The following is a 23,739-nucleotide window of genomic DNA, read 5'->3' on the forward strand; positions in this document are numbered from 1 at the left end:
CTATACTTAACTGTATTTTATTATAAGGAGATTTAATGAAAATTCTTTTTTTAGACCAAAGTGGTAAACCAGGCGGTGCCGAATTATGTTTAATAGATATTGCTAAACCTTATGGCGATCGCGCTTTAGTAGGTTTATTTGCAGATGGCCCCTTTAAACATTTACTACAGCAAAATCATATCCCAGTAGAGGTTCTCGCAACTCAAGCAATCCAAGTTCGCAAAGAAAGCAGTTTGCTACAAGGATTCAATAGTCTTGGACAACTTATACCTTTGATTACTAAGGTAGTTAAAATAGCACGTAAATACGATTTAATCTATGCCAACACCCAAAAAGCATTAGTTGTTGGAGCATTAGCAAGTTTTTTCAGTCGTCGCCCTTTAGTTTATCATTTACATGATATTCTTTCCAAAGAGCATTTTAGCCAAACTAATCTTCGCATTGCTGTTAATTTAGCTAATCGTTTTGCATCATTAGTAATTGCTAATTCTCAAGCTAGTCAAACAGCCTTCGTACAAGCAGGAGGACGCCCAGATATCATCGAAGTTGTTTATAACGGCTTTAATCCAAAAATTTATCAACCTGATGAGTCTGACATTAAGCAATTACAGCAACAGTTAGGATTAGAAGGAAAATTTGTTGTCGGACACTTTAGCCGTCTTGCACCTTGGAAAGGGCAGCATATTTTAATTGATGCCCTTGCTAAATGTTCGCCGGAGGTGACAGCAATTTTAGTGGGTGATGCACTGTTTGGTGAACAAGATTATGTCCAAAAGTTACACCAACAAGTTAGGGAACTGGGATTAGAAAACCGGGTCAAATTTTTAGGATTTCGTTCTGATATTCCCCAGTTAATGGCAGTTTGTAACTTGGTGGCACATACCTCTACTTCACCAGAACCCTTTGGTAGAGTGATTGTAGAGGCGATGCTATGTGAAAAACCTGTAGTTGCAGTAAAAGCCGGGGGTGTAATGGAATTAGTAGAACATGGACTTAATGGTTTTCTAGTCACACCAGGAGAACCCCAGGAACTTGCACAAGTAATTAGCACTTGTTTACAGGAGACGGAAATAACTGCAACTATAGCCAATAATGCCAGGATTAGTGCTAGTCAGCGTTTTGATATGATAGTAATTAATGATTACATTGCTAAACTATTAGTAAGTAAATTTAATAGTAATTAGTTAAGAACTTCATGAATATGTAATCTAGACTCCAAAGTTTAAGTGTTATGAGTCGCTCGTGAGATAATCTGCTTAATTCGTTAGGTGGTAAGGATAAGTGACTCATGAAAACCGACAGGCTTACAATTAACCAGCTTTCACCCAAGACCTACGAGTGGTATCTCACCTACTTGCAGGCTATTGATACTAAAAATATAGAAGCTTACGGTACATTTCTGGCAGATGATTGTGTTATCCAATCTAACAATAATCATCCTATTCAGGGTAAGGCTGCCATTTTACAAAGTCTTTCTGAGTACTGGATTACCTTCGATACCTTGACTCACGACTTACTGAATATTTACGGCACTGAATCGTCTTTTGTCCTTGAAGCCTTAAATCATTACAAACGCAATGATCAAAAGGTCATAACAGTTAGGGCGGTAGCTATCACCGATCGCCACGAAACAGGCTTAGTAACTTCGGTTAGACTCTATACTGATACAACACCCCTGTATACATAACTGCAACTTAATACTTTGACTTTTGACTTCCCCGCAGGGGCTGACTTAGCCTCGGAGTTGATTCCGAGGCATCATAGTTACCAAGCAAGAGATTTGACAGATGTGCGTAAAGATCAGGAGTTGAATTATAAACCAACTAATTCACGAGATTCAAAATCAGAGAGTTGTTGAGCGATCGCTAATCTTGCTTCCAACTTAGCTACACTAAACTGGTTACGCAGATATTCCAAATGAGCGATGGCATTTGCTTTATCGACAGTTAATCGAATTTGGGTGTCTATTGCCTTTTGATATTCCTGATTTACAAGCAGCACCTCAAAGCGACGAGCCTTGCGTTGAGCATCATTTTTCAGATCCATCTCAAAGGCGGCGGTGCGGTCTGCATTGCCTTCAAATCGGTTAACTTGGTGCTGCACTGCCATCAACTGAGAGTCTATTTCATTAGCCCGTTGAGCAGCTTGTGCGATCGCAGCTGGATAATGACTCAGTTGCATCATTTAATAATTTTCCTCTCAGGTCAATAATGTAGTATTTAGGTATAAAACCAACCCTTGAATCCATTTACCAAAAGGCTGTCACAGAGCAGTTTTACACTTAAATCAGCTTGGTGGATGCTATATATATATTATAGTCCAAATATAAATAATTAGGGGAGGAAAAGCGATGTCTGAAGTGCAGCTATGCCGATTATTTTCCACTAATTATTTCCAGTCATGTTCCTAAATTTTAACGATAATCAAGTTAAAATAAACTCTCGATAAATTTGAAATCTAAATTTCATTCGTCGTTATATCAGTCAATTTTTTAAGTTTTCAAATTAGCTTTGGATATATAGGACTATGATTTGATTGCGTGAAAAAACTCCGTACAACTAACTCGAAAAGCCTTCAGCCCTATTCCCTACTCCCTACTCCCCAGCTACGTAGATAATTTCAGAAATCAAATATGATTCCTATAGGAGTGAAAATGAATGTAGCTCATCATTACTTTCTGGAGATGTCTTTTGAATAATATCATGTCCGCTAAATTACCCTTAATTCCCTCGGAACCCCAAAGAGCCAACGCTACGCTTTGTCTCCCCTCCCCGCAAGCTCTTAGGGGTTGGGGGTGGGGTGTTTTTATTATGGTCAATTCGACGGACATGATATAACACCATTAATTTTATCTTTTAAGATTAAGTCTGCCCATATACCCATGACCGAACAATTCGCAATTCGCAGTTCGCAATTCGCAATTGCGAACGCGCAATTAAATAACTGGTTCATTCTGGGATACAAGCCTCTTCATTGATGAAGAAAAAATAGAAATACGTAGTATCAATATTCAACGGAACGCCTTCAGCGTGGGGTAATAATTGCGAATTGAAAATTGCGAATTGGTGTGACATATTTAGCCGTCAGACTGAAGTCTGCGACTAACAAAGTAAGCCTGCTTATACAGGCTTATTATTTTCTGCTAAATTCTGTACTTTAGTTCAAGCTGCTTCCCGCAGTTGTGGTTGTGAGGGCACACTCACCTCTGGAAATGAAAGCGAGAGTTGTTCGGCTTGAGGTACTGCCGCTTGCTGCAAAACTTGAACTTCAATATTCACACTGACCAAATAACTACCTGTATCAGCACCAACTGCTTCGGCAATTAGTTTAGCAATGTCTGGGCGTTTGGCAGTCAGCGGGTCACGTAAAATACACCGATCCCATTCATGCTTGGCAGTCGGATTGAGGTTGAGAATATAATGCTTCATCATCGAACTAACCCTTGAATCCATCTTCCAGAAGGTTTTCACAGAGCCATTATGCATTAGGCTTTGTGGACGCTATACCTATTATAGTATATTTGTACTAAATTGGGCGATATCTGAGTCAGAAAGTAGGAAATATATCATCTGTGGCTAATTAGCTATATTCCCGAATCTATGCAGAAAGCCCAAAAATCCTTTCCTTTCTTCTTCAATTTGGTGGTGTCTCTGAATTCCTAATCCCAGAAAATCTGCCCATAGGTAAATTCTAATACAAAGCTATTGCAACTAAGCTTACAAAGCAACACCTTATATTTATGTAAATCGCTATATGGTAGATATCTATATTATTGACCTATTTGTGATTGGTCTACTTTTGCTGATGGTAACTTTAGGGTCAGGTTGGATTACTCGCTTACCCCTTTCTTTTGCCATTATCTACCTACTGGTTGGTATTTTTCTAGGCCCCTATGGCTTAGGGCTGATTCAATTACGTCGAGATGACGTTTTTAACTCCGAACTGCTGGAGAGAATAACAGAACTTGTCGTAATTATTTCTGTATTTAGCTGCGGCTTAAGAATTGTTCGTCCTTTAAAGTTGGGGGTTTGGGATATTACAGTGCGATTGATTGTATTTCTGATGCCAATTTCAATTTTTGCTCTGGCTGCTGTGGGTAAATTGTTTTTAGGGATGAATTGGGCAGAAGCAATTTTATTAGGAGCAATTCTCGCACCTACCGATCCAGTATTAGCATCAGAAGTACAACTAACCAGTATAAATGACCAAGATGAGTTGAGATTTGGTTTAACTTCTGAAGGTGGGTTAAATGATGCTTTAGCTTTTCCCTTCGTTTATTTTGGCATTCATGCCTTAGAAGATGACAACTGGGGTAACTGGTTTCAACAGTGGATTACAGTTGATTTAATATGGGCGATCGCAGTTGGCATTATTATGGGAATTGTTGTTGCCAAATCTATAGTTTGGATTGAACAAAAAGTTCAAAAACGCCGTCCTGCCGATGAATTAATGGAAGATTTTATTGCTATCAGCACAATTCTCATAACTTATTCATTAACAGAAATGGTTAATGGCTATGGATTTTTGGCAGTATTTGTTGCTGGCTTAGTTGTCCAACGCAGTTACAGAAATTCTGAAAAACCGCTAGCAAAATTAGAATTTGTTGAGCAAGTCGAAAAGCTGCTAGAAGTTGGAACAATTTTACTATTGGGTTCAATATTATTATTCCAGCCAATGCTCAATTATGCTATGCAATCTTTGTTAGTGATAATTTTGTTATTTTTGATAATTAGACCTGTAGGAGTTTGGATTAGCACAATAGGTAAACGTCCTCTAGATTCACGCCGCCGAACCTTGCACCCAGGAACTCGGTTATTATTTGGATGGTTTGGTATTCGCGGTGTTGGCTCTTTATATTATCTAGCCTATGCCTTTGGTCATGGCTTGAAAGGTGAAGCAGCCGAACAAATTGCTTGGATAACTTACACTACTATTGTAGTTTCGGTAATTGTGCATGGAATTAGTGCAACTCCATTAATGAAGTGGTATGAGCGCAATTTTGCTAATCAGAAAAAGACTACTTCTCCCACCACAATAGATGAATTTGAGTAAAAACATTTTTTGTATGTAGCGACTGTCTTGAAAGCCGCTACAATTTAATTTTCTGAATTTGCTCCACAACCTGAGAGGCGCTTTCAGTTCTAAATTCCCCTTTCGTACAAAGAAAGGGGTTCGGGTTAGGTCTATATTCCCTATTTACCTGTCACTTTTTCAATAACTTCTTTCGCTTTTTCACCAAAACCTTCTGAGGGATTTTGTTTTTGTTCAGCCTTCAAATTTCTTTCGTAAGTCTTCTCTATAGTATTAAGGTTTTTTGAATCTTTTTTTGCTTGCTCATAAGCTTTTTGTCTGTCTTCTTCTTGAATGCCAACACCTGGATCGTATTCGTTAGCACGATTAATTTTTTCTTCAGAATTTGGTTTATACTCTGGAGGTACTAGTTTTAATTCTTCAAGAGTAGTTGCATGACTAGTTTGCTGAACAAAAATGAAAGAACCTGTCAAGCTGATAAAAACCATCAAGCTAATAACTAAAAAGCTTGAACGAAATGCTTGTTTTAAAGTTAATAGAATTTTTTGCATGAAAAAACCTCCTAATCTTTTGTTATGAGCCTTTTTAGGTATTAAGATAGATTAAATCTCTTAGGCTCACAGGCATCCTAAGTGTTTAAGTACAGTTCTTTCTTCTACCTCAAGGTATATTAATTTTTAGTTAAGTAATCTTAATTCACCAGACTAAAATCCTCGACTTCTTAAAAAGTCGGGGATCTCGTTGTTCATAAATGATTGAGTAGTAGCACTAAGTTATGTAATCTTACCCGTGTACCTCTTTAAAATGAGAATCGCTATAGTCCCAAATTGTTCTGCTTACTAACATACTGTCCAGAACTCAAGTTCTGGACTAATAGCTCAAGTCTACTCAAGTAGACTGATATTTTACTTTCTTATCGGATAGCCACTGATGACCAGCTATGATTAATTTTAATTCCTCGGCTTTGCATTACCTCTTCAAATAAATTTGTTGGTAATGCTTCTTCTACAGGAAAAACTCCGGGTTTTTTGAGCTTACCTTCTAGCAATAATTGGGCAATACTACCAGTGCCGAAACCAGAAGCCACTGCTGTATTTTCATGCACTACAGTTGAACAATAAACGGCTGTTTCACCATTTTTCTGCCCTGTAACTTCAGAACGAACTGCTACTCCAATTCCACTAAAATTATTAGTGACATCTGTCATTGAATGGCTGACATGAGACAGAAATTCAATCATGTAACGACGCTGCATTAACCACTTGGGAAAAACGTGTGCCGCAATCCAAGTTAGATGATTATAAAAATCTGGAACAGAACCAAATTTAGTAATTACAGTTTTCACTGATGGGAAGGCGTGGGGCAGTGTAAAGGTTTCTGGCATATCAAACCAGTAAACTCCGCTGTGTCCATAAGGAGATGGAAACTCAACTACTTCCCTTTCACTGTAAGGCTTGACTATTTCCCATTTTCCATCTATCCAAGCCTCAAAAGGATACTGCAACCCTAGAAAAGTTGTCCGCATCACTGTAATGCCAGCACCGCCAGAACCCGAAACCAAATAACTTAAATGGATCTTTTCTGGTTGATCAAATTGTTCAACTCCCTGGCGTACCATGCTGTTAGAAATACCAGGAAAAATGCCAGTATTAATAATTGCTGTCACGCCAGCAGCAGCAGCTTTTTCATGATAATTAAGAGCTTTGCTGGTATAAGATCGGTGGTCGCTAACATCTAGATAATTAACGCCTTCAGCAATACAGGTTTCGAGAACATTAGTATCTCGATAGTGAAATGGCCCAGCACAATGGATGACTAAGTTAGAGTTTGCGATCGCATCTCGCAGCTTGTCAACTTCTGCCAAGTCTAATATCAAAAACTGCACTTGTCCCCCCGAAGACAAGTTTACAGCCTTCCCAAACTCCGCAGAACGTCCAGTAATCGTAATTTGAGCTTGCGTATGGGTAGCGAGATCCTGAGCAACACTGCTACCAATCCGCCCTCGTCCACCAAGAATTAAAACGCTGTCTGTCATTACTCCAGCATTAGCAACAATAACTTAATTTGACCAGTTTTGTGTCCCCTTTGTCATCAGTTACAAGTATGACTTGCCTGCTAAGGAAGGAGGACTTTTCAATTACTAGTAGTTGATAAGTTTTGCGCCTCAATTTGCCTGACTACCGTTAGCGCCGAATAACTCACCCCAGCAGTACCTTCGCCGGGATGGGTGGAGTCACCAACTAACCACAAATTTTGGATTGGTGTACGATTGGCGAACCCAAAGGGGCCAAAGGTGGGAATCCTTTGACCGATGCCACCAACTATACCGCGATCGCGGGCTGTGAAATGAGCAAAGGTGCGGGGTGTTGCGGCTTCTTGATGAATAATCGTTTCTGGTTTGAGATAAAAGTATTCAGCAAGACGAGCGATCGCTTCTTGGGTAAACTTTTCTTTTAGTCCTTCATAATCTTCAGTCTGCCACCACTGTGCAGGATCGACAAATGAAGAAGCAATAATTGTCGCTTTCCCCTCCGGTGCGCGGCCATCTCCAGGATGACTGACGGAAACAAATAGGGAATTATTCTCGCCAATGGGGCCATTTGCATCATACAGAAATTGCAGGTGGGGAGGACACTCAGCCGGAATCGCACTAGCATCTACACCCAAATAAACTACAAACGCACCCGATGCTTGGGGCAGTTTTTCCACCCGGTTTTTATATCCAGATGGTGCTTGTTCTCCCAATAACTGTACCAAGTTTTGCACGGTGACATTAGTAACTATATGGTCTGCGGCTTCTGTCCAAACTTCGCCAGTTTTCTGATTTCTAATAACTACAGCACTGGCTTTACCGTTTTCTACTTTGATTTGTTGTACTGTGTGGCGCATCAATAGTTTGCCGCCATCTCTCTCTAGGGATTGTACCAAGCGATCGCTTAATACTTGCATACTTCCCTGGAGGTGAAACAATCCTTGGGGCAGTTGGGATACACTCAATGCTGTTGCTGCATAAAGTAATGCTGTTTTTTCTGCATCTACCTGGGAGTATAGTTTCAGTTGCAAATCCAAAAAAGTTCTCAATCGTTGGTTATGGCCCAGTCCACATAACCGTAAAGCATCTCCTACCGTAAACAAGGTGAAGGGTACGGTAATTAATGTACTGGGACGCACCGCCTGAGTTAGCTGCCACAAATCCCATAAATTACGCGGCGGTAGCACCGGATCGCGTCCTTGAAATTCCCAACTAGCAGCAAATAAAGTTGCCATCAACTGCCAAAATGCTTCGCTACCAGGAAACTGTTTTTGTCGCTCCTCTTGCCATTTCTCTTGGTTGCGCCAAACGTTGATGGGTGTACTTTCCCCAGGTAAATAGACCGCACAAGCAGGATCGCAAGGCGTTGCTTGCGGTAAATCTATTGACAATTCTGAGAAAATCCGGTGGTGAATTCCCCCTGGTTCCAACCCCGCCACCTGAGTTGCTCCTACATCAAAGGTAAATCCCTGGCGTTTAAAGGTTGAAGCACAGCCTCCTGGTACAAGGGCTTGATCCAAAATTAAGACACTGTAACCCCTATGAGCTAATAATGCCCCAGCAGTCAGGCCACCTATTCCCGCACCGATGATTACGACATGATATCTACTTTTGTCAAGAGAAATGCTGGACATTGATTAATTTATTTAAAAATCTTAATACTTTTACTTATAATTTTACCTTAATGTTTTGTACATATAGGACTATGATTTGATTGCCTGAAAAAACTCCGTACAACTCGAAAAGCCTGATTCCCTACTCCCTACTCCCTACTCCCCAGCTACGTAGATAATTTCAGAAATCAAATATGATTCCTATATCAAAATTACAAATTCCGCGTAGCGCCACTAGCCTTCAACTTGGGATAAGCAATCCGTTTGTGATGAAATTGCTCCCAAACATCCACAAATATCTGGGCAATTTGTGACATTTCTTCCCGTTTTAGTCCTGAATCAACGAGTTGATTGTCTTGCCATTTGGCACGCAGGATATTATTGAGCATTGCTAAAGCTTGTTCGCTGGAGACATCTTTGAACGATCGCTTCTCTCCCACAAATTTAGCCGATGCTTGCAGCGATCGCAGCGCTGCTTCGCAAGAATCTGCTAACATGACAATTCCGGTTTCCCGTGATTGAGGAATTGGGCCATCGTAGCGAAAATCTGCGTCGTCTACAGTTAAACTTGGATCTGATTGAGCCATTTGCTGGGCTTGGTGATGGAAATAAGCAATCAGCATCGTTCCTTGATGCTCTGGAATAAAAGCTTGAATTGCCGTAGGTAAAAGGTGTTTACGCGCCATTACCAACCCTTCAGTTACATGCTTTTTAATAATTTCAGCACTCTTCCAAGGGTCTTTAATTTCAGTATCGTGTTTATTCGGCCCCCCCATTTGATTTTCAATAAAGCCAAGAGGGTCGTGCATTTTGCCAATATCGTGATATAGTGTTCCAGCCCTGACTAGTTCAACATTGCATCCTAATTCTTTGGCAGCAGCTTCAGCAAGAGTAGCTACAAGTAAGGTATGTTGAAAAGTTCCCGGAGTTTCAGTAGCGAGTCGTTTTAATAAAGGGCGGTTAGGGTTCGCCAGTTCTGCTAGGCGGATTGGGGTAACTAAATCAAAAACTTTTTCTAGATAAGGACTCAAACCCAAGGCGATAACACTCCAGCCTAAGCCGGATAAAGCAAATAATCCCGCTTCTTGGAAGATAATATACCAGGTTGAACCAAATACTTGACCAATTAAGATTTTAACAAGAAGGTAAATGCCACCCTGAGTTAAGGCGATCGCAACGCCCAATAATGCCAACTCTTCACGCGATCGCAATCGTTGGGCAATATAACTACCTAATATTCCTCCCCCAACACCAGCTAAAAGCGCAGCCTTGCTCATATCGAAGCTAATGCCTAATATCAGCCACAGCAAGCCGACAACTGTCAACCCCAAAGTTGGGCCGTAAAAGCTTCCCAACAATAAACCAAGGGCGCTCCAAGTGGTATAAGGCAATCCGATCGTAATCACTCCTGGCACACTCAGAGTTAGCAGTAACACTAATAGGCGATCGCGTTGTCGCAACTCGTAATCAATATGGCGTTCTACCCAGACAAAAATGCCAATAGCGATCGCAATCACGCCTCCTAACTTCACCAACTCCTGCCACTTTACCTCGCGGCGAATTAGGTGATAATGCTCCAGCACCTCAAAGTTCCATGCAGTAATCTGTTCTCCTTTTTTGACAATCACCTCACCATGCCGTACCTTCACCATCACGCGTGGTACATCAGCCGCAGCCTTTTGAGCGTTTTGTCTGGTTTGTTCTTCATCTTTTTGCAGATTCGGCTTGAGTACAGCTAACAACAGGTTCTTTGCCAATGTTTCAGCGGATTCTGGTACAAAGGTCTGTAATTGTAAACTCACCGCATCTTCTAAGATACTTTTTGGTAGTCCCTGTGGAATGCCTTGGGCGAGAATCCGCTCTATACTCTGATGGATTCCTATTTGTGTTTTTTCCCATTCGCCATCTGACAAATCCAAAAGTAGAGATTCTTCATATACTGCTTCGGAGCTAACAGTCTCTAACTTTAAAAGTTTGGCAGTGGCTTGGGTGTATCTTTGACGTGTTTGGGAAATTTCGGCAATTAGTAAGGATAAGCTTTTCTCAGAAGTTGTGAGGCGGAAAGATTCTAGTTCTGCTCCAGCTTGAGTAAAGTCAGTATTTTGAGAAAAATCTACTAGCTCTGTCTTTTCTAAACTCTGGGAATCAGATTTGGATGTGATGCGCGGCTGGCGTTTCTGATTAGGTGCAGCTATGGATAATGGACGGGATGAAGCGGCGGTTCCTTTCTTCTGCTGATTTTTACTCTTTTCTACAGCCGATAGCAGTGCTTGCCATTCCAACTCAGAACAAGAGCGGAGATAACGTTGGGTAGAGATGGATAAAACTACAGGATCAAAAAAAGGAAAAGTTCCAGCAACAGCGCGAATTTCATTGCCATCATCTAGAAGTTGTTGCAAATTTTCGTTGATTTTTTTGTTGATTCGGGCATCAAGCATCAACACTTGTAAGGAGCTTTTACTGACAGCTTTGCGCTCGGCTTCTGTTTTTTTCTGATCTTCGATGCTAGTTGTGTAAGGTGCTGTAATCGTTTGGGGCGCGGGATGTCCTACTTGGAGTTGAGTCTGATTGTATAATTTATGCCCAATAATACCTGTGAGGGACACTACAGCGATCGCCAAAATCACCGAGTAACGCTGTTTATATGCCCAATTTAAAGCGACTGTACAAATACTACTCTTAATTTTGACAGATTTTGCCTTTGACCTTAGCGCTCTTTCTTGTTTTCGACGTTTGCTTTTCTCATTGGTTTTTGATAAAAACAGGAATACATTCTTGAGCATAGTCCTTAGAAGTTCCCTTCTATGGGTTTTACCTTTGGGACTTCTCATTAACTTTCCCTTACGGCGTAGTGTTTTGTACTGTCGCCGCCAGTGAGTCAATTGCTGGTTCAAGAACTGCAAAAATTTATGCATTTTCATTATCTCTACCTGCAATTGCCGACTTTGATCGTTCAAAGAAAGACAATCATCAGGAAAGTTCGATCTGCGGCGGCTGAACTCGGTGGTGGCGCTTTTTTATTGCTGATTTGCCACAATAGCTAGCTACAGAATCAGTCCAAGGGTTTACTGAAAAATTCTAGTATCTGAGACTAATACAATGTGGTGGTTGCCTACCTTTAACCCCTTATCTGGTTAATTTAAGATTAACGCGACCGAATAACGCGAGGAGCTGCGTAAACTGAAAGCAAAGCCACCTCACATCCCTCCTCTGTTAACTCTTTTGAGTTTAAGGTAAGATTATACACTCCTGACCACACCCCCACAAATGCATCGGTCAATTCTAACATTTGGGTAAAGCTAGTTAGTCCCCATACTGGAGAATTCCTCTGCAAGAGCAGGACTTGCCAATTTACGGGAATTTTGCCCATCCCGTTATATGCTCCCGACAAAGCACCAGCAATTGCACCTGTAGCCTGTGAGCTTAGAAGCGTAGCATCTTGCACTTGAGAATTGTCATTGTGAGTAGCCTGTAAAAGTGTCAAACGAAAGTCTTCTAAGGTACTCAAAAAGCAGTAAAATGCCATAGCAATAGTGTTACTGAGTTTTTCTTCCTTAGCAAACTCAGCTTGCGTTGTTGATAATCCAGCCCCTTGCTCTAATAAATTCTGGACTCTTAATAATTTTTTTGGTATTGATGTCGGTGTTTCGCCGATAAAAGAAATTATTTGTGGGATAAGAGTTAGAGGGTCGAGTTTTTCAGTTAGGGCAAGAGCGATCGCATATCCTACTGCTAGCGTTCCATCCCTGATTACTGGGTCATCCTCCCAGATTTTCAGCACACGCAGCAAGTTTTGTCGGAGCTTAATTGGATTTTCGTGAAAAAAGAGTGCTACTGGTAATGTGGCAATAATTATTTTTATCGAGATGTCATCAGTTGCTATTAAATGAGGAGATTCTTTTTGCTGACGCTCTATCCAATCATCTAAATCTAATCTACCCAGCGCAATCAAACTCTGGATACCCAGAACCGCCATTCTGCCTAAATCTAGGTAACTCTCAAACTGTACTTTACCACCAGATACTAAACTTCCTCCCAGGAATGCTCCGAGTAAAGTTCCTTTAAATCGACTTATAGGAGAGTAACGCATAAATTCTGTAGTTAAAAGTGAGGAATGAGGAGTTAATCAAATATTACTAATTCCCAACTTTATTACCAACTCCTAACTCTTGTACAGACGCGATTAATCGCGTCTCTCCTAACTCCTAACTCTTAAATGATCTATCAAAGCTTGTAAACCCAATAAGTAACTTTGAACGCCAAAACCACTTATTTGCCCGATCGCAACTGGGGCGATGTACGAATGATGGCGAAATTCTTCCCGGCGGTAAATGTTACTCAAATGCACTTCCACTGTCGGCAAATTAACAGCAGCGATCGCATCCCGCAAGGCCACGCTGGTGTGGGTGTACGCTCCTGCATTAATCACAATTCCTTGATGTTGCCCAAAAGCGGCATGAATAGCATCTACCAAAATGCCTTCATGATTTGACTGCAAAGGAAAAACTTTCGCCTGTAATTTGAATGCTTCTTCTTCTAACAGGCGGTTAATTTCAGCTAGTGTTAACGAACCATAAATTTCTGGTTCTCGCTGTCCTAGCAAATTTAAGTTTGGCCCATGCAGTGCCAGAATACTTAAGGGTTGCAACATCGAATTTACCACTTTGGGATTAGTGGCGACGGCGTGAGCGATCGTTCACAGGAATCGGAATCAGTTCCGGTTCCGGTTCAGCCTCTGGCCCTAATAGGCTTTCAATTAGCCTACGAGCTAATTCCTTAAGCTTTTCCAGCACCTTTTCTATATAGTCCATGAACTGACCGCTCCTGAGATACTACCTCAATTTTTGATTAACAGGTACGCAGAAAATGACATACTTTCGCACCTCTGGCTTCTAATCGGGCTGATACACAATCCCGTATTTGGGACGTAAGCCACTTCTAAAATTTAGCGTTGTGTTTTCCCTTACTTTTTAGAGTATCACACTTGAACCTACTGAACTGTATCCTATCAAGGATGGATATCAAGGGTCAAGAGTTAAAAATTGGACTTTAGATAGACTATTGGGTAGGAATTTGAGATTTGAGATTTTGGATTAAGAGAATTTTAAGGTTCATACCTCGCCTATTATGGGCGAAATATAGCAAGGGACTAGGGACTGGGGAAGGTGGGGCCCCTGAAGGGGATAAGGGGTAATGGGGACTGGGTGAAAAGTCTTTTGGTGTCTAAGTTTTATCATCTCTTGATGTCCTAACCACCAAGGCTTGTGCTATAAATCTAAAATTTCAAAGACGCTCCTTCTCCCAAAGGGAGACGCTACGCGAACAAGTCGGGCAATGCCTGCCCAACGCACTGGCTCCTTTTGAATGATGTGATTTTTGACTTCCGCCTTGCGGTACTAGCCTTCTGTGCCCTTTTTCTTTGCAGCGGTTGTTGATGATTTAGCAGTTGACTTAGATTTGGAACTCGTTGATTTACTCGTTTTGCGAGTCGATTTCCCGGTCGATGTCTTAGCTGCCAACAAGTTTAGCGCCGCCACCAGGGTTACATCTTCTACCGTTTGACCTTCTGGGATACTGACATTAGTTTTGCCATGCTTGATGTAAGGGCCATAGGGACCATCGTAGATGTTAATTGTTTCCCCGTCCTCTGGATGCGTACCCAATTCGCGTAAGGCTGCTTTGGACTTGCTGTTGGTGGAACTACGTCCCTTTTTTGGTTCGGCTAACAATTCCAATCCACGTTCTAAGCTAATTGTCAATACATTGTCAGCAGCTTTCAGAGAGCGGTAGTCTTTCCCCTCCTTACCCTGGTCATGAACCACATAAGGGCCAAAGCGTCCCAAACTTGCTTGGATTTTGCCGCCAGTAACTGGATGAACCCCTAACGTCCGGGGTAGTGCCAACAGACCAACAGCCATTTCTAGGGTAACGGTTTCTGGGGTGACACCTTTGAGTAGGGAGGCTTGTTTCGGTTTGGGGTTTTCGTCGGTTTTGTCACCCAATTGGACATAAGGCCCGTAAGCACCAATTTTCACATAAATTGGTTCGCCAGTTTCGGGATGGCGACCTACTTGGTCAGGGCCAGTAGTCTTTTGCCGCAGCAATACTTCTACCTGTTTGGGGTCGAGGTCAGCTGGCGTCAGGTCTTTGGGAATTGAGGCGGTGATAACTCCCTCACCATTTTCGACTTCAATATAGGGGCCATATTTCCCAATGCGGACTTTGGCATCTAGATTTTCCAGTTCTACAGTCCTAGCTTTGGTGGCATCAATTTGACTTTCCTGTTCTTTTACCAGTGTTTCCAGCCCTTTGTCTCCCAAATAGAAGTGCTGCAAGTAGGGTAGCCATTTCGCTTCACCTGTGGCAATATCATCAAGGGTTTGCTCCATCTTCGAGGTGAAACTGGGATCAACAACGTCTGGGAAATGTTTTTCCAGCAAGTCGGTGACGGCGAAAGCGGTGAAGGTGGGAATGAGAGCGTTAGTCACTAAATGGGCATAACCCTTGTCAATGATTGTGCCAATGATGCTGGCATAGGTACTGGGACGACCAATACCTTCGCTTTCTAAGGTTTTCACCAAAGAAGCTTCGGTGTACCTAGCTGGCGGTTGGGTTTCGTGCCCAACTGCTTCTAGTTCTGTACAATTCGGATGATCGCCTACTTTCAGATTCGGCAAAATTACTTCCTGGTCTTCCAGTGCTGCTTCCGGGTCGTCTGAACCTTCAACGTAGGCACGTAAGTATCCGGGAAAGTCAATCCGTTTGCCAGAAGAACGGAATCCAGCGTCCTCGACTTGCAATTGCACGGTAATTTGAGTTTGGCGAGAATCAGCCATTTGACAGGCGACAGTCCGCTTCCAAATCAAATCGTAAACGGCAAGTTCTCGACCGCCCAAACCAGTTTCTTGGGGGGTGCGAAAGGTACTACCTGCTGGACGAATTGCTTCGTGCGCCTCTTGTGCGCCTTTGGATTTGGTGGTGTATTGCCGAGGTTGGGGACTGAGGTATTGTTGACCATAAAGCTTTTCTACACAACTCCGAGCAGCTGCGATCGCCTGATCTGACAAATGTACCGAATCTGTCCGCATATAGGTAATATACCCCTGCTCGTACAAATTCTGGGCAACTCGCATCGTGTCACGGGCTGAGAGGCGCAGTTTCCGGTTAGATTCTTGTTGCAACGTCGAGGTAGTAAACGGTGGCGACGGTTTGCGCGTCACTGGGCGTTCCTCGATGTCGTTAACATTCCAGATTTTACCAGTTAGGCGTTCTTTGAGCGCTACCGCTTGTTCTTCGTTGAGCAACAAGACATTGCGCCCTGCGGTAATTTGTCCGGTTGCGGCGTCAAAATCACTACCATTTGCGATTTTGGTTCCTCCCAGTGTTACCAACTGGGCAGCAAAGGGGGTTTTTTCCTTGGACAAACTAGCTTTCAAATCCCAGTACGTACCCTCATGGAAAGCGCGGCGTTGGCGTTCCCTAGTGACTAAAAGCCGCACAGCTACAGATTGCACTCGCCCAGCAGATAATCCCCAGGCGATTTTTTTCCATAGCAGTGGAGATAGGGTATAGCCCACCAGTCGATCTAAAATCCGCCTGGTTTCTTGAGCGCGAACTAACTGCTCATCAATATTGCGGCAGTTTTTCAGAGCTTTTTTGATCGCCTCTTGGGTAATTTCGTGAAACACCATCCGCTTAGTCGGAACTTTCGGCTTCAGCAATTGGTATAAATGCCAACTAATACTTTCACCTTCCCGGTCTTCGTCGGTTGCCAGAATCAGTTCATCTACATCCTTGAGGGCATCTTTGAGCTGGGTGACAATTTTCTTTTTGTCTTTCGGGACAACATATACCGGTTCAAAGTCGGCGTCCACATTTACCCCTAGCTGTGCCCATTTTTCCCCTTTGACGGCCGCGGGAATTTCACTAGCCGACTGCGGTAAGTCACGCACATGACCCATAGACGCCTCTACCTTATAGCCTGATGGCAAGTAGTTGCGAATGGTACGAGCTTTGGTTGGAGATTCGACGATGACGAGAGTTGACATGGAAATTTCAAAAAAAAGAATAGCTGCTAAGCTAAACAGTCAAATTGAGGTAATTTTTGCAAATTGTCAAGATAAAACGTCACGCTTAGGGCGGTGATTTAATCCTCACACAAACTGCCTGCTTGGGAGAAAATCCGCCCTAAGTTAGGGCGCAGTCCTTCCCAGAGTATAGGAGAGGCGAAGGCTGGATGTGAATTTCCAGCTATTTCAATCTTTAACTTATCTAACGCATAATTGGCGACTACAGTTTTCAAAATATTGGGAATCGGGAGTGGGGAGTGGGGAATGGGGAGCAGGAGAGCAGGGGGGCAAGGGAGCAGGGGAGCAGAGGAGCAGAGGGGAAGGAAGTTGTAGTAAGTCTTTCCCCTCCGCCCTTCTGCCTCTATGCCCTTCAGGAGTGCTGAGTGGGGAATCTCACTTCTTTACTCAGCTACTCGGAACTCGAAACTCAGAACTGTTTTGCCCCACTCTAATAGAGCTTGTGCCAAAATTAAATCAAATTTGAGAGCAAAAGCGAAGTGGGATTTGTACCGATGTCAGGAAAGCCAAAACATGCAACCAATTTGTCAGGGTGATGTTATTTTACTACCTGTGCACTGGGTTGATGGACAAAAAATACTTCATTTAACTTTGGCAGAAGGCGAAGTTACGCGTCATAAACATCGAATTACTGAGGGCAAGGAGGAATTATCTGAAAAAGATAGCACGCTCTACTTACGTGTTATTTCAGAGTCGGCATTGCTAGCTTATGAGAAGCATAAAGCTTTTTATTGCTTTAGTGACCTATGCGATCGCCTGAATACATAACTAGCAACTTGGGTTTACGGGTGTACCTCACTGGCAAAAAATTAAAGTTTTAACCTGCGATCGTGTAGCGTTCCGTAGGAAAGGCGGGTGAAAGTCTGTGTAGCCACGACTTTCACAAATTATAGTATGTTTGCATACTATAATTTGTGAAAAGCCTAATTTCTCCTACTCCTAAAGACGCAAGAGGTATCGTTGGTGTCGCTCAAAGTATTCTGTTCGTACTCTCACAACGACGAACCCCTGAAGGATGAACTAGCTAAACACCTAACTATGTTGGAACGGCAAGGTGTAATTTCAACCTGGCACGATCGCAAGATACCACCTGGAAGAGAATGGGATCAGCAGATTAATGAAAATTTGAACACAGCCGATATCATTTTATTGCTCATTAGTTCAGACTTTATCTTTTCTAGATACTGCTGGGATGTTGAAGTTACCAAAGCAATAGAACGCCACGAAACTGGAGAGGCTTGCGTCATTCCAATTATTCTGCGAAACGTTTCTTGGCAATCGGCACCATTTGCTAAACTGCAAGCCCTGCCCAAAAATGCCCTAGCTATTACATCTTGGTCTAATAAAGACGATGCATTCACAAATGTAGCTGAGGGAATTAAGTTTGCTGCTGAACAACTAATTAAGGAGCATCAACAAAAACGGGCAAGTAGGGAAGCCGCCATAGCTCAGTATCATCAGCAGGCTGAAGATTTTGCGTCTGATGGTGAAATTTCTCGTGTTGAATCGGAAATATTGAAAGATTTACAGGAAAAGTTAAGATTAACAGATCAAGAAGCCAGTGCAGTCCGAGAGAAAGCATTAGAGCCTTACGGCATATATAAGAAAAATATAGACAAATACAGGCTATTTTTGATAGATTTTGTAGAGCAACAAGGATATCCATTAGATGAAAAAGCTAAAAATGAATTAAATAAATTACAAAAATACTATGTGCTTAACGATCAAGATGTACTTCGCTTAGAAAAAGAACAAGAAGTAGAGCATCAAAAACGGCAAGCAGAAAAATTTCCGCAACAACAGCAAACAAAGGTTTTTATAGAAAATTTGAGTAATGGCGTAGTTTTGGAAATGGTTGCAATTCCTGGTGGGAAATTCTTGATGGGTTCCCCAGAGAGTGAGGTAGAACGATATAGTTCTGAAAGTCCACAACGTACTGTCACCGTTCGACCTTTTTTCATGGTAAATTTCCAGTTACACAAGGTCAATGGGCATTTGTAGCTACTCTGAAAAAGGTAAATATTGATTTAAATCCAGACCCCTCGCGCTTCAAAGGCGTTAATCGACCTGTTGAACATGTTTCTTGGGACGATGCAATTGAGTTTTGTGCCAGATTGTCTAGCAAGACAAGGACAATTTATCGCTTGCCTAGTGAGGCAGAGTGGGAATATGCCTGTCGTGCGGGAACGACTACCCCATTTTATTTTGGTGAGACGATTACGACTAATTTGTTACTTGAAAAAATTTTAAGCGAGATTGAGCAATTAACTCCAGAGGAGCAATTGACTGTGATGGGGCATTTGGTGGAGCGTATGAGGAAACATATCACTCAAGCGCAACCAAAACGCAAGTGGAGCGATTTAAAAGGTATGGCATCCTATCCGCTATTGGGTGAGGATGCTCAGGAATGGGTTTCGCGGACTCGACGGGAAGGAGATAAGCATCGAGAACGGTTGTTGCGAGGAGAGGAATAAGGATTAGTGATGCGTTAGCTAGAGTTTCTCGCTTATTTCTCGATACAGCACCCGTAATTTATTTTGTAGAACGTAATCCACAATTTGTGGATTTAGTCGATCCAATTTTTGATCGGTTAGAAACTGACATTACAGCAGTAGCGTCTGGAATAACGTTATCAGAGTGTTTGGTGGGTGCTATACGTCTGGGGTTAGTTGATTTAGAGCAGGCTTTTGTCGATGTGTTGCAACAAGAACAAGTAGTTTTTGTGGAGATTAATGCTAGTATTGCGCGAGAAGCTGCGAGAATTCGGGTGCGTTATAATCTTCAGTTACCCGATGCATTGCAGATGGCAGCAGCTTTAATGGCTGATTATGAAACGTTTTTGACCAATGATACAGCTTTGAAGCGGGTGATAGAGTTGAGGGTTTTGGTGGTGGGTGAGTTGTCGGTGGAGTGAGCAGAGTATTTGCAATTTTAGAAAAGATTAATGATTTAAGACTGCTATAGCGATGCCAGTAAATTGCGGAAAACTTGCCACAATTTTTGTTGAAATCATATATGGTTAAGCAAGTTTACCTTGTGGAAAACTTGTGGAAAAACCCAGCTACTTTTCCACAAGGTAATTATACTTAATTAAGTTTTATCGGTAGAATATCAAGTTTTCCCCAGTTTTTTCCACAATCTAAGTTAAATTTAATCAATTTTTAGACGTTACTTAATATTCTTGACTAATTCTTCAGCCGTCAAAGCTGATAATTCAGACTGCTGCTTGTGGAAAACTTACAATACATCTTCACGATGGTTTTTGAGAACGGCTAGTCATATTGATCCGATCGCTAAGTTGGCGGATTGTTTGTGCTAAAGTGCGATCGCTCTCTTGAAGTTGGGTAATTTTATCGCAACTATAGATTACCGTTGTATGGTCTTTACCACCAAACTCCTCGCCAATTCTCGGCAAACTCAAGGCCGTGTGTTGGCGCATGAGATACATTCCTAATTGACGCGCCCAGCTAATCTCTCTTCGTCGTGAGTTACCTTTGAGGTCGTCTATTGAAACATCAAAATTATCCGCCACCACCTTTAAAATTGCTTCTGGGGTAGCTGCCATTTTTTCGTTAGGCGGTTCTAAAACTGGTGTGATATTTTCCACCGTCATCGGTAAACCCCAAATAGAAATATAAGCCACCGCCCGAATTAAAGCTCCTTCTAATTCTCGAATATTAGAAGTATAGTTAGAAGCAATATACTCAATCACATCGCGGGGAAGACTAATATTTTCATCCTCAGCTTTTTTCTGCAAAATTGCCATTCTCGTTTCTAAATCCGGCTTTTGGATATCTGCAATTAAGCCCATAGAAAACCGAGAACAAAGACGTTCTTGCAAGCTAGGAATTTGGTTAGGCGGACGGTCGGAAGCAATGACAACTTGTTTACCAGCTTCATGTAAAGTATTAAAAGTATAAAAAAATTCCTCTTGGGTGTATTCCTTCCCTTCCAGAAACTGAATATCATCCACTAATAAAACATCAGCGGCTCGGTAATGCTCTCGAAAATTTTGCATACTATCCTTACGGATAGCTGTAATTAAATCATTGGTAAACTGCTCAGTAGAAACATAAAATATTTTACAATTAGGAAAAATTGCATAGCGATAATGACCAATAGCTTGCATCAGATGAGTTTTACCCAAGCCGACACCACCGCATAAAAATAAAGGATTAAACTCTTTCCCTGGAGATTCTGCAACAGCCAAAGAAGCAGCGTGAGCCATCCGATTGTTGGCACCAACTACAAACCGCGAAAAGACATATTTAGAGTTTAAGTCAGTAGTTTGATGATTGTGATTAGCAACAGCTTCAGAAATACTGCTGGAATTTGGTGATTCCCAAGAAACCTCTCGTTCACTAAAATGAGAAACTTCATCACCTTGAGCAACAGTAATGTAAATTCCCACGGGATGACCAAGAATATCTTGTACTACATGAGCAATGGTATTGATGTAATACTTCTGTAACCAATTACGAGCAAATGGGTTAGGAGTACGGATAACCAAGCAATTATTTTCTAATCGCTCTGCACTAGCAGTTTTGATCCAAGTTTCAAAGGTAGGTCGGGATAGTTCAAGCTTTAGGCGCTCTAGTACCTGACTCCACAGACTTTCTATGGGAATTTCCATTATCCACCACCTTTGCTGCTAATCGTCACAATAGAAGAGAAAGCACTAATTTAGCATTGAGACACGCTAGACCTAAAATAAGCTTTGAAGTTGTAATCATTTTGGGACATACCCAGTAGGCAAGATCCTAACACCCACTGACCAAACCGAGTGCTGTTAGCGGAAGCGGGGCGTTTAGCCCGTGCTAAGTACTGTTAGCGATAGCGGGGCGTTTAGCCCGTGCTGAGTAAAGCAAAAATTTATCAGAGCTTTAGTACTCAGTATATGCCTCGTCCCTTATTATGAGCGGTCTTTTAACTCAGCACTCGGCACTTTTAACTCAGCACTCTCACTGACACGGAGAAGGAACGACAGATGAAGATAACAAACCATCACTCAGCACCCAAAAAGATTGAAACCAGGGGCTTACCCCATAGGTTGTGGATGCTCTCATACGGGATAGCAGTGATGTTCCTGGGGAGCTGCTCTCTTCTACCTGCTAAGACCTTTGATACTCAGCAAGGTGATATTCAAGCCCAAAAAACAACAGAATCTAATCCGGTAATTGTCCCCCCACAGATTTTCTCTTCGTCTGGAGATCCTAATTTTGTGGTGAAAGTAGTGCAACAGGTGGGGCCTGCGGTAGTTCGCATTGATTCTTCCCGAACCATCACTTCTCGCGTACCAGACGAATTTAACAACGATCCATTTTTCCGGCGGTTTTTTGGAGAGGGAACCCCACAGCCTAGACAACGCGTAGAACGCGGTAGTGGCTCTGGATTTATTATTAATTCTTCTGGTCAAATTGTGACCAATGCCCATGTGGTAGATGGTGCTGATAGAGTGACTGTTATACTCAAAGATGGCCGGACTTTTGATGGGAAAGTTTTGGGTGAAGACCCAGTAACGGATGTGGCAACGATCAAAATAAATGCGAATAACCTGCCAACTCTAGCTGTGGGTAACTCCGATGTGTTGCAACCAGGAGAGGCTGTAATTGCCATTGGTAATCCATTAGGCTTGAATAATACCGTCACTTCTGGAATTATTAGTGCTACAGGTCGTTCTAGTAGCGATATCGGTGCTAGTGACAAGCGGGTTGATTACATCCAAACGGATGCTGCGATTAACCCTGGTAATTCCGGTGGGCCATTGCTCAATGCTCGTGGTCAAGTGATTGCGATGAATACAGCGATTATCCGAGGCGCTCAAGGTTTGGGATTTGCTATACCCATTAACACCGTGCAAAGGATTGCCCAAGAATTAATTTCTAAAGGCAAGGTGGATCATCCTTATTTGGGTGTTCAAATGGTGACATTGACACCAGAAAATAAAGAAAGAATCAAAAAAGTCGCAGGCGATCGCTTAAATATTACAGCAGATGACGGCGTTTTGGTGCTTGATATTGTACCGCGATCGCCTGCATCTGTAGCTGGACTACGAGTCGGTGATGTGATTAAAAGCATTAATAGCCAGCCTGTTACTAAAATTGAAGAAGTACAAAAGCTAGTAGAAAAGAGCAAAATCGGTACTAATTTACCAATAGAAGTGGAACGCAATGGGCAAACTGTCCAAGTAGGAGTCCAACCTGCTCCTTTGCCCGTGAGACGTGAAGGATGATGTTAGTCATTTGTCATTAGTCATTAGTCATTTGTCATCTGTCATTCGTTTTCTTCCCCTGCTCCCCTTGCTCCCTCATCTCCCTCATCCCCCATTTCCCACTCCCCACTCCCCATTACTTAAAGGAGTTTTATCATGACTGAATTAGCCCCAATAATTCAATTAGGCAATCCAACATTGCGCCGAAAAGCTGCTTGGGTTGAGAATATTCAAGATGAGCAAATCCAAAAATTAATTGAAGACTTAATCACCACGGTTGCTAAAGCTAACGGTGTGGGAATTGCTGCCCCTCAAGTAGCACAATCCTATCGTTTATTTATTGTGGCTTCCCGTCCTAATGCCAGGTATCCCAACGCCCCGGAAATGGAACCTACTGCCATGATTAATCCCAAAATCATTGCTCATTCAACTGAAGTTGTCAAAGATTGGGAAGGTTGTTTAAGTGTTCCAGGAATTCGGGGGTTAGTTCCTCGGTATCAAGCTATTGAAGTGGAATACACTGACTCTCAAGGCAACTTACAAAAACAAGAATTAACCGATTTTATCGCTCGGATTTTTCAACATGAGTACGATCATCTCGACGGTATCGTATTTGTCGATCGCCTAGAGAACACTCTCGATATGATTACTGAGCAAGAATATCAACAACGAGTAGTTAACAAATAAATAAGAGTGGGGAGTGGGGAGTAGTGTATTAGACCTATCCGAAATATAAATACGGCATAAAAAAGTGGTAGAAGAATA

At 42.2% G+C, this 23,739-nt stretch carries 18 protein-coding genes and 2 pseudogenes; 9 read left to right on the forward strand and 11 right to left on the reverse strand.

Annotated features, from left to right (window positions below; genetic code table 11):
• Positions 1-35: 35 nt before the first annotated feature.
• Together RMY63_RS34360 and RMY63_RS34365 are read left to right on the forward strand one after the other, a co-directional pair.
• Positions 36-1,184, forward strand: a complete 1,149-nt coding sequence (locus RMY63_RS34360; RefSeq protein WP_322732994.1) for a glycosyltransferase — start codon at positions 36-38, stop codon at positions 1,182-1,184.
• A gap of 104 nt (positions 1,185-1,288) precedes the next feature.
• Positions 1,289-1,687 carry a nuclear transport factor 2 family protein gene (locus RMY63_RS34365; protein ID WP_322732995.1) on the forward strand — a complete coding sequence of 133 codons (399 nt, stop codon included), beginning with the start codon at positions 1,289-1,291 and terminating at the stop codon, positions 1,685-1,687.
• A gap of 125 nt (positions 1,688-1,812) precedes the next feature.
• On the opposite strand, the gene RMY63_RS34370 is transcribed toward RMY63_RS34365, so the two are convergent.
• Positions 1,813-2,184 (reverse strand): hypothetical protein, encoded by a 372-nt coding sequence (locus RMY63_RS34370; protein WP_104909380.1) that lies wholly within the window; start codon positions 2,182-2,184, stop codon positions 1,813-1,815.
• Positions 2,185-3,161: 977 nt separating this feature from the next.
• Positions 3,162-3,431 (reverse strand): hypothetical protein, encoded by a 270-nt coding sequence (locus RMY63_RS34375; RefSeq protein ID WP_069069307.1) that lies wholly within the window; start codon positions 3,429-3,431, stop codon positions 3,162-3,164.
• Between the two features lie 322 nt (positions 3,432-3,753).
• Between RMY63_RS34375 and RMY63_RS34380 the strand changes: the two genes are divergently transcribed.
• A complete protein-coding gene (locus RMY63_RS34380) occupies positions 3,754-5,052 on the forward strand; it encodes a sodium:proton antiporter (RefSeq protein ID WP_322732996.1) in 1,299 nt (432 codons plus the stop codon).
• Positions 5,053-5,192: 140 nt separating this feature from the next.
• Here RMY63_RS34380 and RMY63_RS34385 read toward each other — a convergent pair whose 3' ends face one another.
• The 8 genes from RMY63_RS34385 to topA all read right to left on the reverse strand — a co-directional run bounded on the left by RMY63_RS34385 (position 5,193) and on the right by topA (position 16,724).
• Positions 5,193-5,582: a hypothetical protein gene (locus RMY63_RS34385; protein ID WP_322732997.1), complete on the reverse strand. Its 390-nt coding sequence runs from the start codon at positions 5,580-5,582 to the stop codon at positions 5,193-5,195.
• A gap of 362 nt (positions 5,583-5,944) precedes the next feature.
• Entirely contained in the window at positions 5,945-7,066 is a 1,122-nt protein-coding gene (locus tag RMY63_RS34390) for a saccharopine dehydrogenase family protein (RefSeq protein ID WP_322732998.1), read from the reverse strand.
• 98 nt (positions 7,067-7,164) lie between these two features.
• Positions 7,165-8,697: a C-3',4' desaturase CrtD gene (gene crtD / locus RMY63_RS34395; protein WP_322732999.1), complete on the reverse strand. Its 1,533-nt coding sequence runs from the start codon at positions 8,695-8,697 to the stop codon at positions 7,165-7,167.
• Positions 8,698-8,888: 191 nt separating this feature from the next.
• Positions 8,889-11,597 carry an HD family phosphohydrolase gene (locus RMY63_RS34400; protein WP_322733000.1) on the reverse strand — a complete coding sequence of 903 codons (2,709 nt, stop codon included), beginning with the start codon at positions 11,595-11,597 and terminating at the stop codon, positions 8,889-8,891.
• 224 nt (positions 11,598-11,821) lie between these two features.
• Positions 11,822-12,766 carry an ADP-ribosylglycohydrolase family protein gene (locus RMY63_RS34405; RefSeq protein WP_322733001.1) on the reverse strand — a complete coding sequence of 315 codons (945 nt, stop codon included), beginning with the start codon at positions 12,764-12,766 and terminating at the stop codon, positions 11,822-11,824.
• 108 nt (positions 12,767-12,874) lie between these two features.
• Positions 12,875-13,327, reverse strand: a complete 453-nt coding sequence (gene aroQ / locus RMY63_RS34410; protein ID WP_322733002.1) for a type II 3-dehydroquinate dehydratase — start codon at positions 13,325-13,327, stop codon at positions 12,875-12,877.
• A gap of 19 nt (positions 13,328-13,346) precedes the next feature.
• Positions 13,347-13,487, reverse strand: coding sequence for a hypothetical protein (locus RMY63_RS34415; protein ID WP_012410890.1), 141 nt, complete (start codon positions 13,485-13,487; stop codon positions 13,347-13,349).
• 585 nt (positions 13,488-14,072) lie between these two features.
• On the reverse strand, positions 14,073-16,724 hold the full coding sequence (gene topA / locus RMY63_RS34420; RefSeq protein ID WP_322733003.1) for a type I DNA topoisomerase: 2,652 nt from the start codon (positions 16,722-16,724) through the stop codon (positions 14,073-14,075).
• Between the two features lie 552 nt (positions 16,725-17,276).
• Here topA and RMY63_RS34425 point away from each other — a divergent pair.
• The 4 genes and pseudogenes from RMY63_RS34425 to RMY63_RS34435 all read left to right on the forward strand — a co-directional run bounded on the left by RMY63_RS34425 (position 17,277) and on the right by RMY63_RS34435 (position 19,677).
• Positions 17,277-17,531 carry a hypothetical protein gene (locus RMY63_RS34425; protein ID WP_322733004.1) on the forward strand — a complete coding sequence of 85 codons (255 nt, stop codon included), beginning with the start codon at positions 17,277-17,279 and terminating at the stop codon, positions 17,529-17,531.
• A 195-nt stretch (positions 17,532-17,726) separates the two neighbouring features.
• Positions 17,727-18,131: pseudogene (locus tag RMY63_RS42000) on the forward strand (toll/interleukin-1 receptor domain-containing protein); the annotation flags it as partial.
• 447 nt (positions 18,132-18,578) lie between these two features.
• A pseudogene (locus tag RMY63_RS42005) lies at positions 18,579-18,994 on the forward strand (formylglycine-generating enzyme family protein); the annotation flags it as partial.
• Between the two features lie 245 nt (positions 18,995-19,239).
• The gene (locus tag RMY63_RS34435) at positions 19,240-19,677 is read left to right on the forward strand and encodes a type II toxin-antitoxin system VapC family toxin (protein ID WP_322733008.1); all 438 of its coding nucleotides are present in this window, start codon (positions 19,240-19,242) and stop codon (positions 19,675-19,677) included.
• Between the two features lie 336 nt (positions 19,678-20,013).
• On the opposite strand, the gene dnaA is transcribed toward RMY63_RS34435, so the two are convergent.
• Complete coding sequence (gene dnaA, locus RMY63_RS34440) at positions 20,014-21,396, reverse strand: chromosomal replication initiator protein DnaA (RefSeq protein WP_322733005.1); 1,383 nt, start codon at positions 21,394-21,396, stop codon at positions 20,014-20,016.
• A gap of 354 nt (positions 21,397-21,750) precedes the next feature.
• Here dnaA and RMY63_RS34445 point away from each other — a divergent pair, with 354 nt between their 5' ends.
• The gene (locus RMY63_RS34445) at positions 21,751-22,995 is read left to right on the forward strand and encodes an HhoA/HhoB/HtrA family serine endopeptidase (RefSeq protein WP_322733006.1); all 1,245 of its coding nucleotides are present in this window, start codon (positions 21,751-21,753) and stop codon (positions 22,993-22,995) included.
• Positions 22,996-23,130: 135 nt separating this feature from the next.
• On the forward strand, positions 23,131-23,661 hold the full coding sequence (gene def / locus RMY63_RS34450; protein ID WP_322733007.1) for a peptide deformylase: 531 nt from the start codon (positions 23,131-23,133) through the stop codon (positions 23,659-23,661).
• Positions 23,662-23,739: the final 78 nt, after the last annotated feature.

It is taken from the genome of Nostoc sp. ChiQUE01b, assembly GCF_034531255.1.
Taxonomy (GTDB): Bacteria; Cyanobacteriota; Cyanobacteriia; order Cyanobacteriales; family Nostocaceae; genus Nostoc.